Consider the following 14,091-nt stretch of genomic DNA (forward strand, 5'->3'; position numbering starts at 1 on the left):
GATGAAGAAACGTTGCGACGCGAGGTTGAGGCCAATGTGCGTGAACGCAACGCCAAAGCCATCCCCATCAAGTGGAAGTTCTCCACTCAGGATGCTCGGCGTAAGCTGGCTCGTCTTTATCCTCGCGTTTCAACGTGACTGGCTACTAGGATACACACGCCTCTTTGGATTGCACGCGACCGCCATGCTGATGCCCCCTGAAGTGTTTTTGATCGAAGACGACCGCGCCGTGCGCAAAGGCTGCGAGCAGGCGCTGGCGATTGCCGATATTGCCGTGCGCGGCTTTGCCGACGCCGAAAGCATGCTGGCGGCGCTGACTCAGGGCGCGCGCCCGGCGCTGGTGATCAGCGATGTGCGCCTGCCCGGCCGCGATGGCCTCACCTTGCTGCGCGAATTGCGCCAGATCGACCGCGAGCTGCCGGTGCTGTTGATCACCGGCCATGGCGATGTGGCGATGGCGGTGGAGGCCATGCGCGAGGGCGCGCAGGATTTTATTGAAAAGCCGTTTCCGTCTGAGCGGCTGGTCAGCGCCGCGCGGCGCGCGCTGGCGCAACACGCGCTGCAACAAGAAAACCGCCGGCTGCGCGAGCGGCTGGGCGCCGCCGGGGTAGAGCGCATCATCGGCCAGGCGCCAGCCATGCAGCGCATCCGCCAGCTGGTCAGCACCCTGGCACCCAGTGGGGTGGATATCCTGCTCAATGGCGAAACCGGGGTGGGCAAAGAGGTGGTGGCGCGGGCGATTCACGACGCCAGCGGCCGGCGCGGGCCGTTTGTCGCCATCAACTGCGGCGCACTGCTGGACAGCGTGTTTGAAAGCGAGCTGTTTGGTCACGAGGCCGGCGCCTTCACCAGCGCCGGCAAGCGGCGCATCGGCCGCATCGAATACGCCAGCGGCGGCACGCTGTTTCTGGACGAAATCGAAACCATGCCGCTGAATCTACAAGTGAAATTACTGCGGGTGCTGCAAGAGCGCAGCATTGAGCGGCTGGGCAGCAATGCGCCCATTGCCGTGGATTGTCGGGTGGTGGCGGCCAGCAAGACAAACCTGCACGCCGCCGCCGAGGCCGGGCAGTTTCGGCAAGATTTGTTTTACCGACTGAACGTGGTCAGCCTGGACATCCCGCCCTTGCGCCAGCGCCGCGAAGACATTCCGCTGTTGATGGCGGCGTTTTTGCACGACGCCGCCCGCCGCTACCAACGCCCGCCAGCCGACTGGACGCCGGCTGATCTGGCGCGCTGGTCGGCACACGATTGGCCAGGCAATGTGCGCGAGCTGAAAAACACCGCCGAACGCTGGGCGCTGGGCCTGCCCGATGGCCTGGCCGGCGGCGATGCCCTGCCGGGGCAAGCCATCGGCCCACGCGCCTCGCTGGCCGAGCAAATCGACCAAGTAGAAAAACACCTGATCGAAGACGCACTGCGCCGCTGCGATGGCCAGGTGACGCGCACCGCCGAATGGCTGGGCACGCCGCGTAAAACGCTGTACGACAAACTGCAACGCCACGGCATTGTGCCCGAGGATTTCCGCAGCTAAAAAGCCGCTCAGGCAGCAATCACCTGAATGCCGCCAGGCAGGAATTTGGCGTACTTGGCCAGCGATTTGTCGATGGCTTCACGACTGAGCGAATAAAAATAATCCAGCTCGGTTTCTTCGGTACGCACCGCGCCAAAACGCTCGTGAAATTTCCACACCGATTCATTGCCCTTGCGCACGTCAAAATGCGCACGGGTGAAGCCCAGTGACAAGGCAAACTGATACACCATCAGCGCCGACTCTACGGCATAGCCGCTGGGCGAACCTTCCCGAATCACCCACGACCCCCAGCAAAATGAATCCCCTTGTTGATCGTACAAACGCACCGTACCCACCGGATTGTGCTCGCGATCTTCCATGATGAAATACACCTGACTATTGTCCTGGGCATATTTTTCCAGCCAGGCTACCTGCTGACTGACATCCGATGAAGTTTTCGAAATAAAGCGGGATTTGCTCTCATCAGTACGCAAAGCCACGATAAATTCGGCGTCAGCCGGTGTGGCATCACGCAACACCAAATGATGGCCAATCACTTGGCGGGGTTTGACAAAGGCCGGCATGGTCATGCTGAACTCCTGTAAACAATCATGGCTTTATCATGTCTGCCCCGTCGGGCAATTGCAAGTGCATGAAGCACCGCCCATCCATTCACGCCGCTCGGCGCATGGTCACATGGTCAATGCCGCCATCGTCATACGGCTCGCCCTCGGCCACAAAGCCCCGGCTGGCGTACACCCCCTGCTTGTCGCATTGCGCCGACAGCACCCAAGGCGCGCCCGGATACTGCTCGCCGGCCAGCGCCAGCGCCTGGTCCAGCAGCGCGCCGCCCAGGCCCAGCCCGCGCGCGGCCGGCGCCACCACCACCCGGCCAATGCAGGCGGCCAGCGGGTCTTTCACCCCTGGCGCCAGCACGCGGGCGTAGGCCAGCAAGGCGCCGTCGGCGGCGCAGGCCAGCACATGCCAGGCGTCCTGATCCAGGTTGTCGATATCGCCGTACACCGAATCCTGCTCGACTACAAACACCTGATCGCGCAGGCGCAACACGGCGTACAGACTGTGCACAGTAAGTTCAGAAAATCGGCAAACGCGCCAGCTCAGGTCAGCAGTCATGGAGGGTCTCATGGAGATTGTGGCGGGGTGCGGCTACAATCACGCGGTAACCGCCCGGAACCCGGCCTGGCCGGGGCCGTCATCGTATCATCGCCCCCCCTGTGAAGTCCTGAGTTCATGAACGACTTGTTAGCCTCTTCCGCCGTCCCAGCCGACGGCGACACCCTGACGCTGGATGCTTACGCCGAGCGCGCTTATCTGGAATACGCGATGAGCGTGGTCAAAGGCCGCGCGCTGCCAGAGGTCGCCGACGGGCAAAAGCCGGTGCAGCGGCGCATTCTGTACGCCATGAAAGAAATGGGCCTGACCGCTGGCGCCAAGCATGTGAAGTCGGCGCGCGTGGTGGGCGAGATTCTTGGCAAATACCACCCGCACGGCGACAGCTCGGCGTACGAAGCCATGGTGCGGCTGGCGCAGGATTTTGTCATGCGCTACCCGCTGATCGACGGCCAGGGCAATTTTGGCAGCCGCGACGGCGACGGCGCAGCGGCCATGCGCTACACCGAAGCCCGGCTGACGCCGATTGCCGAATTGCTGCTGTCAGAAATCGACCACGGCACGGTGGACTTTGTCCCCAACTACGACGGCGCCTTTGAAGAGCCGCAGCTCCTGCCGGCGCGGCTGCCGATGGTGCTGCTCAATGGCGCGTCGGGCATTGCCGTCGGCCTGGCCACGGAAATCCCGCCGCACAATCTGCGCGAGGTGGCCAGCGCCGCCGTGGCGCTGCTGCGCCAGCCCGAGCTGGACCTGGACGCGCTGCTGGCCTATATCCCCGGCCCGGATTTTCCTGGCGGCGGCCAGATCATCACCCCGCCGGCCGACATCCGCACCGCCTACCAAAGCGGACGCGGCAGCCTGCGCGTGCGGGCGCGCTGGCAGATCGAACGGCTGGCGCGCAATCAGTGGCGCGTGGTGGTCAACGAACTGCCGCCGGGCACCTCAGCGCAAAAAGTGCTGGCGGAAATCGAAGAGCTGACCAACCCCAAGGTGCGCCCCGGCAAAAAAGCGCTGTCGGCCGAGCAACAAAACCTCAAGGGCCTGATGCTGGGTCAGCTGGACCGGGTGCGCGACGAATCCGACCAACAGCAGCCGGTGCGGCTGGTGTTCGAACCCAAATCCAGCCGGCAAGACCCGGACGAATTCATCACCCTGCTGCTGGCGCAAACCAGCCTGGAAGGCAATGTGCCGATGAATCTGGTGATGTTGGGCCTGGACGGCCGGCCGCGCCAGAAAGACCTGAAATCCATCCTCAGCGAATGGCTGGATTTCCGCATGCACACCGTCACCCGCCGGCTGAGCCACCGGCTGGACAAGGTGAACCAGCGCACCCACATCCTGGAAGGCCGCATGACGGTGTTCCTGCATATCGAGGATGTGATCCACGTCATTCGCGAATCCGACGAGCCCAAGCCCGAGCTGATGCGCCGCTTTGGCCTGAGCGACATCCAGGCCGAAGACATTCTGGACATCCGCCTGCGCCAGCTGGCGCGGCTGGAAGGCTTCAAGCTGGAAAAAGAACTGGACGCCCTGCGCGGCGAAGCCGGAACCCTGCATCACCTGCTGGACAATGAATCCGCCCGGCGCGACCTGGTGGCGGAAGAAATCTGCGCCGACGCCGCCCGCTATGGCGACGCCCGCCGCACCGAAGTCAAACCCGCCGAAAAAGCCGTGCTGACGCAAACCGTCGCCGACGAGCCGGTGACGCTGATTGTCTCGCGCAATGGCTGGATTCGCGCGCGCAGCGGCCACAATGTGGACGTGTCGGCGCTGAACTTCAAAGATGGCGACGCACTGGGCCAGGTAGTGGAAACCCGCACCATTCACCCCGTGGTGGCGCTGGACAGCCGTGGCCGCAGCTACACGCTGGCGTGCAGCGACGTGCCCACCGGGCGCGGCGACGGCGTGCCGCTGAGCTCGCTGATCGACATTCAGGACAAGGCCCGCGTGGTGGCGGTGCTGTCCGCCAAGGACGACAGCCGTTATCTGGTGGCCAGCAGCGGCGGTTATGGCTTTATTGCCCAGCTCAAGGACATGGTCAGCCGAGTCAAAGCCGGCAAAGCCTTCCTGACCGTCGAAGACCAGGAAAGCGCACTGCCCCCGGTGCCGGCGCCAGACCACGCCAGCGCGCACGTGCTGGTGGTCAGCCAGCAGGCGCGCCTGTTGGCCTTTGCCCTGGACGAGCTCAAGCAAATGGGCCGTGGTCGTGGCCTGCAATTGCTGGCGCTGGACGACGGCGACACGCTGACGGCGCTGGGCGTGGTGAGCAGCGGCCGCGCGCTGTTGACTGTGCAGATTCCCCGCTCTGGCCGCCTGGATGAAGTGCGCCTGCCGCTGGATGAATTTATCGGCAAGCGCGGCCGACGCGGCAAAGAAGCGCCCAAGCGCTGGCTGGTGTTGGGTGTGAGAGACGCCCAGGGCTAAGCGTCGCCAAACCCATCTGACCGCCGAAGTTTCACCCCCCCCACACAGCGCCGTTTTCGGCGCTGTGCTGTTTTTGCACCAGCACAGCCCCACACCCACTGTGGCTGGGCAGTGCCGCCAGTGACGTTTACAGTGTGGCCATTGCAATCCACATAAGGCGTCACCATGAAAACCCTGGGCGTATTGGGCGGGATGAGTTGGGAATCCACCGCCGTTTACTATCGGCTGTTCAATCAAGGCGTGCGCGCCCGGCTGGGCGGCCAGCACTCGGCCAAGCTGCTGCTGGCCAGCGTGGACTTTGCCGAGATCGTCGCCCGCCAAAAAGCCGGTGACTGGCACGGCGCCGGCCAGCAACTGGCCGAACTGGCCGCCGGGCTGCAAAACGCCGGCGCCGACGCTATCCTGATCGCCACCAACACCATGCACAAAATCGCCGAGCAAGTGCAAGCCGCCATCGACGTGCCCTTGCTGCACATCGGTGACGTGGTGGCCGACGCCCTGCTGGCCGCTGGCGTGCGCCGCGCCGGCCTGCTCGGCACCCGCTACACCATGGAACAACCGTTCCTGATTGACCACCTGCGCCAACGCGGCCTGGACATCCTCGTCCCCGACGCCGACGCCCGCGCCGACGTGCATCGCATCATCTTTGACGAACTCTGTCAGGGCGAGGTCAACAATGTTTCACGTGAAACCTACCAGCGCATCATCCAACAACTCGCCGCCGACGGCGCGCAAGCGGTGATTCTGGGCTGCACCGAAATCTGCCTGCTGCTGGGCCCCAACGACGCCTGCCTGCCGCTATACGACACCGCCGCCCTGCATGTAGACGCCGGCCTGAACTGGGCGCTGCAATCGTAAGCGTTCAGCTGCACGCGGCAGCGTGGGGCAAAAAATCCGGCCGCAGACAGTACAAGCAGTACGGCAAGGCCGCGCAACAACGCCAGAATGGTTTGGTGAGCGGCTCAAAGACACAGCCCGTCGCACCTAGCCGCCGTTCCCCCCCGTGTGACGCGCCGAGCATCGCAGAAAGTCAGGGAGGTTTCCGGCCCGGCTAAGCGGCGGCGCAGCCGACGCGCCATTCCGGGACGGCCCTGACTTTCGAGAAGCGCAGGGCACCCGAAGGGCGCGGCGCCCGGGTCGCCTTTCTTTTCCCCCTTTTCTTTGGCGAGACAAAGAAAAGGGGTCGGGTGCGGGGCGAAGCCCCGCCCAAAATCCACCCCCAGCATATTCCGCCCCCCTCACCCAAGCCCGCCAACTTGTTCATATCTGAAAACCCCAGTTGCAGTTTTGCGCCATCTCGCCCGCCCTGATTTGCGCCACTGGTGTTTTTCGTGCTAAAACCAATCGGTCTTTCCCGACCCATTTTTCTTTTCCCATGAACCGCCTGCCCCGTCACGAGCAAATCCTCAAGCTGATCCGCGCCAACGGCTTCATGCCCATCGAAGAGCTCGCCCGCCGTCTGGACGTCACCCCGCAAACCATCCGCCGTGACATCAACCAACTGTCGGAAGAAAACCTGCTGCGTCGCTTTCACGGCGGCGCTGCACTTGGCCCCAGCGTGGAAAACGAGGAATACTCGGTGCGCAAGGTCAAACACCAGGCCGAAAAAGCCCGCATCGGCGAACTGGTGGCCAGCCACATCCCCGATGACGCCTCGCTGTTCATGAACATCGGCACCACCATCGAGGCCGTGGCGCGCGCGCTGTGCAACACCCACAAACACCTGCGCATCGTCACCAACTGCATCAATGTCGCCACCGTGCTCACCCGCCGGCAAGACTTTGAAATCATCATCACCGGCGGCGTGGTGCGCCACAAAGATGGCGGCATCACCGGTGTGGCCACGCTGGACATGATCGAGCAGTTTCGGGTGGATTACGCCATCGTCGGCGCCTCGGGCGTAGACCTGGACGGCTCGCTGATGGACTACGACTACCGCGAAGTGCGCGCGGCGCAGGCGATGATGAAAAACGCCCGCCAACGCTATCTGGCAGTGGACTCCAGCAAGTTCGGCCGCAACGCCATGATGAAGCTTTGCCACATCAGCGAAGTGAACGATGTGTTCACCGACGACGACCCGCCAGCCGAGCTGGCGCCGATTCTGGCCGATAAAAATGTGCGCCTGCATGTGGCGCGCGCAGGCGAGCCGATTTTGCCGGAAGAGTAAGAGCAGCGAACAGACGCCCCACAATACAACGCCCCGCCAGGAACAGCATTCCTGCGGGGCGTTGTGTTGTGGGTGTGTGTTTTATGCTGCGGGCGACACGCTATCGGCCACCACCACGCCGCCGCCCTGCGCCTTGGCCTGCTGCACTGCTGCTGCCGCTTCGGCCAGCAGGGTGCGCGATTCGCCGCCGTCGCGGGTAAAGGCCACGCCAGCCCGAAAACTCAGCCAGAACGTCGCCGTGTTGGCGCTGTGCGCCACCCGATGAAACGCGGCGGCCAGTTCTTCGATCAACACCTTGGCCTGACCGGGCTCGGTGGCCGGCATGATCACACCAAATTCATCGCCGCCCAGCCGGCCGATGATGTCGCTGCGGCGCAGCCGTTCGCGCAGGATGCGCGCCAGCGTGCGCAGCACTTGGTCGCCAATCGGGTGGCCGTGGGTGTCGTTGATGTCCTTGAAGTGGTCGATATTCAGCTGCACAAACGACAAGACTTCCTGCTGGCGGCGGGTGCGCACCAGTTCCATGTCCAGCTGCGACAGCAATTGTGAGTGATTCAGCAAGCCGGTCAGCCCATCGGTGGTGATATGGCCAGCCAGCCGGCGGTGACGGCGCGCGCGCGCCATCACCGTCATCGCCAGCACATCGGCCGGCACTGGCTTGATCAAAAAGCCATCCACGCCGATATCGTGGGCGTCCAGATGGCGCGGCCGCTGTTTTTCGCTGGTGATGAACAGCAGCGGGATATTGTCCAGATAGCGTTGCTGGCGGATCACCCCGGCCAGCTCCATGCCGGAGCAGCCCGGCAGCGCCATGTCCAGCAGAATCAAATCCGGCCGGAAGGTGATGATGGTGTCCAGCAGGGTATGCGGATTGCTCACCACGCGGGTGTCGATGCCGCGCTCGGCCAGCACCGAGGCGTAAAAACTGGCCAGTGATTCCAGGTCTTCCACCAGCAGCACGCGCAAGGGCACCGGGTCATCGCGGGTCAGCAGCGGGGTCAGCGTGTCCAGCACTTCATTAAACGGGCAGGGCCACGGCAAAAAGCCGCGCGCGCCAGCGCGCACCGCCGCCAGGCGCGCCTCAAAGCCGGTGTCCGGCGACAGGATCAGCAGCACGGTTTCCGGCAGCATGGCGTGCTTGAGCGCCGACAGCGCATGCGAGAGCTGATTATCGTGGGCGTGTGGGTCGCCCAGCACAATCACCGCCGCCGGCACCTGCTTGCTGGCTGCCTCGGCCAGCTCAGGCAGGCTGGTGAAGCGCTCGACAGGGATGCCAAAGTGCGCCAGATGGCGCGCCAGCGGCGCATCGTCGCCGCTCAGGGCCAGCAGGCTGACCGGGCCGATGCTGGCGTGGGCAATCGGGGTGACTTTCACCGATGGCGCGGCGTGCTGAACAATCATGTTCAGCCGGGTGCGCAGCTCGTCGGCAAAATGCAGGTCGGCGGGGTGATGGCCCTGGTTCATGCGATGATGCAGAAAATGCACCAGCCCCTTGGCCGCTTCAGAGAGGCGAGGCAGCTGGCGCGAGTCGGCCATGCACTTGAGATTCAGCGCCAGATACAGCACATGGGCGGCCAGCGAGGGGTTCCAGTGCGCGGTCAGCGGCGCGGCGGCGGTTTCCAGTTCGGTGGCGCGCGCCGACAAAGAGGGGGGATCGGGCAGGTTCATGGCCGGGCCTTTGCAGCAAATGAGGCAGACGCTTTCATTTAAACAGCGCACGCGCGCAAACACCAGCTTTTGCACTGCATCATCCGACCACACTCAGCCCGATTCGGGCCAGTGCTGCGCCCAGTTTTGCCAGTTCAGCCGCAGGCCGGGGACGTGGCGATTATAGGGCTGGTCAAACACGATATGCCGCCAGCGCGGCGCGCGCGCGCCGGACGGCGCCGGGTTGTCGTCAATCAGCCAATCGCCGTCCACCTGGGTTTTGTCGGCGCAGGCGAGCATGCCTTGAGCCAATACCGGGCCAAAATGTTCGGCCAGCCAAGCGCGCCGCTCGGCCAGCGTGGCGCCGGGCGAAGTGCACACCGTCAGCCGATAGCCGCGCGCCGCCAACGCCGCCAGCGCGGCTTGTGCGCCGGCCATCACCGGCAACTGGCGATAAAACCCCGGCGCGTCAATCACCGCCTGCACGGCGTCGCGCCAGGCCGGCGGATAATCCTCGCGCAGGTAAAAATGCCGGCGGGCGGCAGGCGGCAACCAGGGGCGGTCGGGGTAGGCCGTGCGCCAAACACGCAGAAAACCTTGATCAAAATCCGCCAATACACCATCAAAATCAATCAAAACATGAGCGGGCTCGCTGGCGGTCATAACTGCTCGAAACCCAGATTGAACCACGCCGGCAGGGCCAGCTCGCCACGGGCGCGGCGGGCCAGCACCTCGTCCAGGCCGCGCAGCCAGTCGCTGTCGGCCACCCGGGCCATCAATGCAACCAGCTCTTCTGGTCGATGCGGCTGTGCCGCATCGCGTGGATGCACCTGCGCCACCACCACCGGCTGGCCGCTGGCGTCGAGAATATCCAGCAAATAGCAGGGCATGCCGTTGCGAAAAAAACCGTAGCGCGCCTGGCACTGATACTGCTGACCCAGGCGGCAAAAAGGCAGGACGTGTATGGAATCCGACATGATGGCCTCGCGTTGACTGTCATGGGCAGAAGCTGTGCAAAAAGTATGCACAATCCAGCAGAGAACAGGAGGCGGGCGGGCAGAATGTTTGCGCCGGATCAAGATAGGCACAAAAAACAACAAGCCTCACCAAAAATGGGGAGGCTTGCAGTGGATGGTGCCGGTAATAGGCTCCGAACAATACCACAACACACACCACCAGCGTACAATCCCGCACAAAATCAACCATTCGCACGTCTCTGTCCGCGCATTGACTGCCAAAAACGCACAACCATGCACAATTGTGCTCACAGCGATTACGCCAAAATTACGCCACCACCACCATGGCCTACTACCGCAAACGCTCAAACGGCTGGCGCGCCGAGATTGCAATCCTCGGCATCCGTGACAGCGCCACCTGGCCAACCAAAGCCCAGGCCATTGCCTGGGCGACGGAAATCGAGGCGCGCATCCGTGCAGACCATGCTCGTGGCCACCATACCCAGCTGCCGGCAAAAATCACGGTATACGAGCTGATCCACGACTACATCGCCAAACGCCTGCCACAAAAAAAGGGGGCAGAAAAGGAGGGCCTCCGCCTGACCCGATTTTCGCGAGAGCTCACCTGGGTCGGCGAGTACGCCAGCAGTATTACACAGCAACACATCGCAACCTGGCGCGATGGCCGGCTAACCGAGGTGCAACCCAGCTCAGTCAACCGAGAGCTCAACCTGCTGTCAGCCCTGTTCGCACACGCTGTCGAAATCCGCGCATGCACCATCAACCCTGTGCGCGGCCTGCGGCGGCCGCGCAACCCGCCGGCGCGCGACCGCGACATCAGCCAGGCTGAGATCGACGCCATGCTCACTGCGCTGGACTACCAACCTGGCGCCACCCCAACCAAAAAAATCCACTACATCGCAATGGCCATGCTGTTTGCCATGGAAACCGGCATGCGCGCTGGCGAAATCACCGAGCTGGCATGGGATCGAGTGCTGCTCGAGCAGCGCTACATCACGTTGTTGGACACAAAAAATGGCGACAGTCGCCAGGTTCCCCTGTCAACTGCCGCCATCAACATACTCAACCTACTGCCACGCGCTCATGGGCCGTGTTTTGCGATTACCGCCGCATCGCTAGACACACTCTGGCGTCGTGCTCGCAAACGCGCTGCTGAGCGCCTACCCAGCGTCGTCGACCTGCATTTCCACGACACCCGGCACGCTGCCGTCACCCGGCTGGCAAATCGCCTTGATGTGCTCGCGTTAGCCAGGATGATCGGGCACCGAGACATCAAATCGCTGATGATCTACTACAACCCCAGCGCCAGCCAGCTCGCCCAGCTGCTGGGGTAGTAGTAATGCTCAAATGCTCTCCTAGCCTTGGCCATTACACTGCGGGCACGGGATACCGCGCCGGGCCTCCGTCATTGTGTGGAATTCAATCCATTCGGTTTCTCCGCCACAGGCTAGGCAACGGCACCGCGCAATCACCACCTCGTCACCATCAGCGCCAGAGCAGGCGTCACCGGCATCAAACACATGCATCATCTGCCGACGCGGTCGCCTGGGTTTTGGTCCAAACAGGTCATTCATATTGCCTCCGTTTGCCACATCTACGTGCAACCTCAACTAGCCAGGTTGCGAACAGTGGTGGAGTGAGCTCTCGCTCAGGTTTTGTCACAATTTTCAGGGTGCGTGGCACCCCACGTTGAGGTTTGATGCACGCGGTGGGCTTCACTGGTGGCGGCATTGCTGGCATGTCATCGGGGTGGCATCCAACGATGTACAGCCATGTGAGTTTTTCCGCCGGGTGCCCCCAGTCGCATTGGCGAACCTGGGCGGTCCACCCGCCGAACGAATCTGGTGCTCTGCCAGGTCGTGGCAATCCCATATGCGCCCACAATGTGCTCCCTGCCGGGTGCTCCAATACGCCACCAAATCGCCATAAATGGGAAATCGCATCTATGGCCAATTGCCGCTCCATCTGAGGATCAGATGATTTCGCAAACTGGCGGAGTTTCCCCCACAGCCTGCACGGTGGATGTGCCACCAGTGGAGCGCCACCAGGCCACCGTCGCGCATCCCGAACTTCATCCCACACATCCAAACCGGGCAGTGATTTGTAGTGCGAGTCTGCGCGGGCAAACAGTACGGCAACTACTGTCATCGTTCAGGCCTCCCCTTGGGCAAACGCGCCCGATTTTGCGTCGCCCAGGCCGTCACCTCGCTGGCCAGCCAGCGTCTGGCCGCCCCGTCCACACCAGTTGGCATCAACGGCGCCGGAAACCCAGGCCGGCAGATGACGCTCTGTTTGACCGACGACACACTCAGCTGCAACCAGCTGGCCATGTCATCAACCGTCCATAACTCAGGCACGCCGTTGGCCACGGCCAGTTGCCTGGTCAGCAGCTGGATGGCAGAGATCAACTCCACCACCCCTGGATCTGCCGCCCCCATCACGACGCCCACCTGGTGCGCAGCGTGATGATGTCGCGGGCAGTGGACGGTCCGCAGTCATACAGTTTGGCCAGCGCGCCATAACCACGCCCATCGCCATCCTGTTTCCATCCTGCATACACTGCGCGCATCTCCGCCACCTGGGCGCTGCTGAGTTTGGCGCGGTGATGGCCCGCACCGCACGGGTGTCCAGTGTGATTTCGTGTTTTCATCCTGCGACCTCAATCACCTCAAACGATTTTTTGCACGAACTGGACTTTCCACTCTGCCGACAATCATCATATTGCCGATGTGTGGTGGTGCGATCATTCCCGCAGCGCACGAAATAGTGTTGATGACCGCCATCCTCAAACGCATACACACGACACCCATCCGCCTCACGGATGACATGAGGAGTCCGTCTGGCCTGCTCTTCCTGTGCCCGCCTATTTTTTTCCGGCTCGCTATTTGCATCCAAGATCATAAACGCAGCCAAAAATAATGACAGCGCCGTAAGTAAAGTCCAAATGGCCTTTTCTTTCATCTCACACCCCAAACTGCGGCTGGTAATCACCGCGTTTCGTTAAGCTGCACGCCGTGCATCTGTAAATCCCATATGACGTGAGCGATCCATGCTGTCCGCTAATGCTCAAATGGACATAATTCTTCACAAACTGCCAGCGGTGTTTCCCACTGGCAGATGTGAACTTTTCAGCGCTGGTTTAGCCATTCGTGCTGGCTGCCACAATCATTTTCAGGTTGTGGTACAGGTCCGTGTGCTGGGTGCGGATGACATGCAGCAACTGGACATCCTCCGCACTCGGCAACGCATTGAGGTCCACGCCACGGACATGCACCAGGTCAATCATCAACTGCACCAGCGTCGGGATTTTCCGGCCGGATTCATAGCGTGACCCACAACTCTGGGTCACATTGAGCGCCCCCCAGAACTGGGCCTGATTCATTTTTTTTGAATTGCGCAACGCGCGGATTTCATTGCTGTTCATTTTGAGTCCAATCCGAATATTTATGACGAATAATAGAATACAGGTCAATCGTGGTGTTTTTTATGATGGGATTTGTTTTTCTTTATCATCCACCGTCGGTTTGACGAGTTTTCCGCAGAACATGCAATATTTGCCGCTGATGCTGACGGATTTACTGCGGGGCTTATATTCACCCGAGCGTTTAGCCTTTTCACGGAATGTGATTTTGCATGTTGTCATCTGGATCATCGTGATCGTATTGCCGACCAGGGTAAATCCAAACCCACTCATTGATGCATTAATCGAATCCGCATCAGGTTTTTCGGCCTTTAATTGCTCAACCATCGCGGCCTCAATTTGCTCTCTGCAATTGCACTGCATCTCACAGCCCCCCCACATAGCGCATCTCAGCCACCCAGGCCGAGCGTGAGCGCACACTGCGCTGTCGTGCCGACATCGCTGCCATTGCGGCAATCACCTGATCTGCCGGCACGGTTAGCGCCGACATCGGGCGCCGGTCACGGATTTCGCGGGGTTCGCCGCGTTGGGGTAAAATCTGTTTGCTCATGGTGTCCTCCTGCCCGCCGCCTGGCGGGCTTGTCAAAAATCACTGTGGGTGTTGTCCGTCGCTGCTGCCCTGGCCGGCAGTGGCGACACCTAGCCAAACACGCGGTTGGCCCATGCAATCACGACCATCATGCGGTCGATCAACGCCAGCATCGCTGCGCCACCGGCCACCAGCGCCGCTCCCGCCAGCGCCCAATGCTCGACAATCCGCCAGCGCTCGGCGGCTCTGTTGCTGCTCAATCTCATACGCTCCTCCTGTGGA

General features: G+C 62.0%; 15 protein-coding genes. 5 read left to right on the forward strand and 10 right to left on the reverse strand.

Annotated elements, in window-relative coordinates:
* Nucleotides 1-184 precede the first annotated feature (184 nt).
* Nucleotides 185-1,534 (forward strand): sigma-54-dependent transcriptional regulator, encoded by a 1,350-nt coding sequence (locus DFR34_RS07690; protein WP_245906838.1) that lies wholly within the window; start codon nt 185-187, stop codon nt 1,532-1,534.
* Nucleotides 1,535-1,542: 8 nt separating this feature from the next.
* On the opposite strand, the gene DFR34_RS07695 is transcribed toward DFR34_RS07690, so the two are convergent.
* Together DFR34_RS07695 and DFR34_RS07700 are read right to left on the reverse strand one after the other, a co-directional pair.
* Nucleotides 1,543-2,103, reverse strand: a complete 561-nt coding sequence (locus DFR34_RS07695; protein WP_110390573.1) for a GNAT family N-acetyltransferase — start codon at nt 2,101-2,103, stop codon at nt 1,543-1,545.
* Between the two features lie 82 nt (nt 2,104-2,185).
* Nucleotides 2,186-2,647 carry a GNAT family N-acetyltransferase gene (locus tag DFR34_RS07700; protein WP_110390574.1) on the reverse strand — a complete coding sequence of 154 codons (462 nt, stop codon included), beginning with the start codon at nt 2,645-2,647 and terminating at the stop codon, nt 2,186-2,188.
* A gap of 117 nt (nt 2,648-2,764) precedes the next feature.
* Between DFR34_RS07700 and parC the strand changes: the two genes are divergently transcribed.
* From parC to DFR34_RS07715, 3 genes are all read left to right on the forward strand, one after another.
* A complete protein-coding gene (gene parC / locus DFR34_RS07705) occupies nt 2,765-5,068 on the forward strand; it encodes a DNA topoisomerase IV subunit A (protein ID WP_110390575.1) in 2,304 nt (767 codons plus the stop codon).
* Between the two features lie 165 nt (nt 5,069-5,233).
* Nucleotides 5,234-5,926 (forward strand): aspartate/glutamate racemase family protein, encoded by a 693-nt coding sequence (locus tag DFR34_RS07710; RefSeq protein ID WP_110390576.1) that lies wholly within the window; start codon nt 5,234-5,236, stop codon nt 5,924-5,926.
* Nucleotides 5,927-6,443: 517 nt separating this feature from the next.
* Entirely contained in the window at nt 6,444-7,235 is a 792-nt protein-coding gene (locus tag DFR34_RS07715) for a DeoR/GlpR family DNA-binding transcription regulator (protein WP_110390577.1), read from the forward strand.
* 81 nt (nt 7,236-7,316) lie between these two features.
* On the opposite strand, the gene DFR34_RS07720 is transcribed toward DFR34_RS07715, so the two are convergent.
* The 3 genes from DFR34_RS07720 to DFR34_RS07730 form a co-directional block, all read right to left on the reverse strand.
* Nucleotides 7,317-8,903, reverse strand: coding sequence for a GGDEF domain-containing protein (locus DFR34_RS07720; RefSeq protein WP_146215078.1), 1,587 nt, complete (start codon nt 8,901-8,903; stop codon nt 7,317-7,319).
* Between the two features lie 93 nt (nt 8,904-8,996).
* A complete protein-coding gene (locus tag DFR34_RS07725) occupies nt 8,997-9,545 on the reverse strand; it encodes a 5' nucleotidase, NT5C type (protein ID WP_110390579.1) in 549 nt (182 codons plus the stop codon).
* A complete protein-coding gene (locus DFR34_RS07730) occupies nt 9,542-9,859 on the reverse strand; it encodes a hypothetical protein (protein WP_110390580.1) in 318 nt (105 codons plus the stop codon). The genes DFR34_RS07725 and DFR34_RS07730 overlap by 4 nt, the downstream gene beginning before the upstream one ends.
* Before the next feature lie 323 nt (nt 9,860-10,182).
* Here DFR34_RS07730 and DFR34_RS07735 point away from each other — a divergent pair, with 323 nt between their 5' ends.
* Nucleotides 10,183-11,193 carry a tyrosine-type recombinase/integrase gene (locus tag DFR34_RS07735; RefSeq protein ID WP_110390581.1) on the forward strand — a complete coding sequence of 337 codons (1,011 nt, stop codon included), beginning with the start codon at nt 10,183-10,185 and terminating at the stop codon, nt 11,191-11,193.
* A 1,312-nt stretch (nt 11,194-12,505) separates the two neighbouring features.
* Here the strand turns inward: DFR34_RS07735 and DFR34_RS16795 are convergent.
* The 5 genes from DFR34_RS16795 to DFR34_RS17095 form a co-directional block, all read right to left on the reverse strand.
* Nucleotides 12,506-12,820: a DUF4884 domain-containing protein gene (locus tag DFR34_RS16795; RefSeq protein ID WP_146215079.1), complete on the reverse strand. Its 315-nt coding sequence runs from the start codon at nt 12,818-12,820 to the stop codon at nt 12,506-12,508.
* Nucleotides 12,821-12,998: 178 nt separating this feature from the next.
* Complete coding sequence (locus tag DFR34_RS07760; protein WP_110390586.1) at nt 12,999-13,283, reverse strand: helix-turn-helix domain-containing protein; 285 nt, start codon at nt 13,281-13,283, stop codon at nt 12,999-13,001.
* Between the two features lie 60 nt (nt 13,284-13,343).
* Nucleotides 13,344-13,607 (reverse strand): hypothetical protein, encoded by a 264-nt coding sequence (locus tag DFR34_RS07765; RefSeq protein ID WP_146215080.1) that lies wholly within the window; start codon nt 13,605-13,607, stop codon nt 13,344-13,346.
* Nucleotides 13,608-13,644: 37 nt separating this feature from the next.
* Complete coding sequence (locus tag DFR34_RS07770) at nt 13,645-13,830, reverse strand: hypothetical protein (RefSeq protein ID WP_110390588.1); 186 nt, start codon at nt 13,828-13,830, stop codon at nt 13,645-13,647.
* Between the two features lie 89 nt (nt 13,831-13,919).
* The gene (locus DFR34_RS17095; RefSeq protein ID WP_158281764.1) at nt 13,920-14,069 is read right to left on the reverse strand and encodes a hypothetical protein; all 150 of its coding nucleotides are present in this window, start codon (nt 14,067-14,069) and stop codon (nt 13,920-13,922) included.
* Nucleotides 14,070-14,091 lie beyond the last annotated feature (22 nt).

Source organism: Rivihabitans pingtungensis (assembly GCF_003201855.1).
GTDB classification, from domain to species: domain Bacteria; phylum Pseudomonadota; class Gammaproteobacteria; order Burkholderiales; family Aquaspirillaceae; genus Rivihabitans; species Rivihabitans pingtungensis.

What these genes read in the sequence shown, in the direction of transcription:
- DFR34_RS07690 (WP_245906838.1), top strand. Translation starts at nt 185, where the DNA reads ATGCTGATGCCCCCTGAAGTGTTTTTGATCGAAGACGACCGCGCCGTG.
- DFR34_RS07695 (WP_110390573.1), bottom strand. Translation starts at nt 2,103, where the DNA reads ATGACCATGCCGGCCTTTGTCAAACCCCGCCAAGTGATTGGCCATCAT.
- DFR34_RS07700 (WP_110390574.1), bottom strand. Translation starts at nt 2,647, where the DNA reads ATGACTGCTGACCTGAGCTGGCGCGTTTGCCGATTTTCTGAACTTACT.
- parC (WP_110390575.1), top strand. Translation starts at nt 2,765, where the DNA reads ATGAACGACTTGTTAGCCTCTTCCGCCGTCCCAGCCGACGGCGACACC.
- DFR34_RS07710 (WP_110390576.1), top strand. Translation starts at nt 5,234, where the DNA reads ATGAAAACCCTGGGCGTATTGGGCGGGATGAGTTGGGAATCCACCGCC.
- DFR34_RS07715 (WP_110390577.1), top strand. Translation starts at nt 6,444, where the DNA reads ATGAACCGCCTGCCCCGTCACGAGCAAATCCTCAAGCTGATCCGCGCC.
- DFR34_RS07720 (WP_146215078.1), bottom strand. Translation starts at nt 8,903, where the DNA reads ATGAACCTGCCCGATCCCCCCTCTTTGTCGGCGCGCGCCACCGAACTG.
- DFR34_RS07725 (WP_110390579.1), bottom strand. Translation starts at nt 9,545, where the DNA reads ATGACCGCCAGCGAGCCCGCTCATGTTTTGATTGATTTTGATGGTGTA.
- DFR34_RS07730 (WP_110390580.1), bottom strand. Translation starts at nt 9,859, where the DNA reads ATGTCGGATTCCATACACGTCCTGCCTTTTTGCCGCCTGGGTCAGCAG.
- DFR34_RS07735 (WP_110390581.1), top strand. Translation starts at nt 10,183, where the DNA reads ATGGCCTACTACCGCAAACGCTCAAACGGCTGGCGCGCCGAGATTGCA.
- DFR34_RS16795 (WP_146215079.1), bottom strand. Translation starts at nt 12,820, where the DNA reads ATGAAAGAAAAGGCCATTTGGACTTTACTTACGGCGCTGTCATTATTT.
- DFR34_RS07760 (WP_110390586.1), bottom strand. Translation starts at nt 13,283, where the DNA reads ATGAACAGCAATGAAATCCGCGCGTTGCGCAATTCAAAAAAAATGAAT.
- DFR34_RS07765 (WP_146215080.1), bottom strand. Translation starts at nt 13,607, where the DNA reads ATGGTTGAGCAATTAAAGGCCGAAAAACCTGATGCGGATTCGATTAAT.
- DFR34_RS07770 (WP_110390588.1), bottom strand. Translation starts at nt 13,830, where the DNA reads ATGAGCAAACAGATTTTACCCCAACGCGGCGAACCCCGCGAAATCCGT.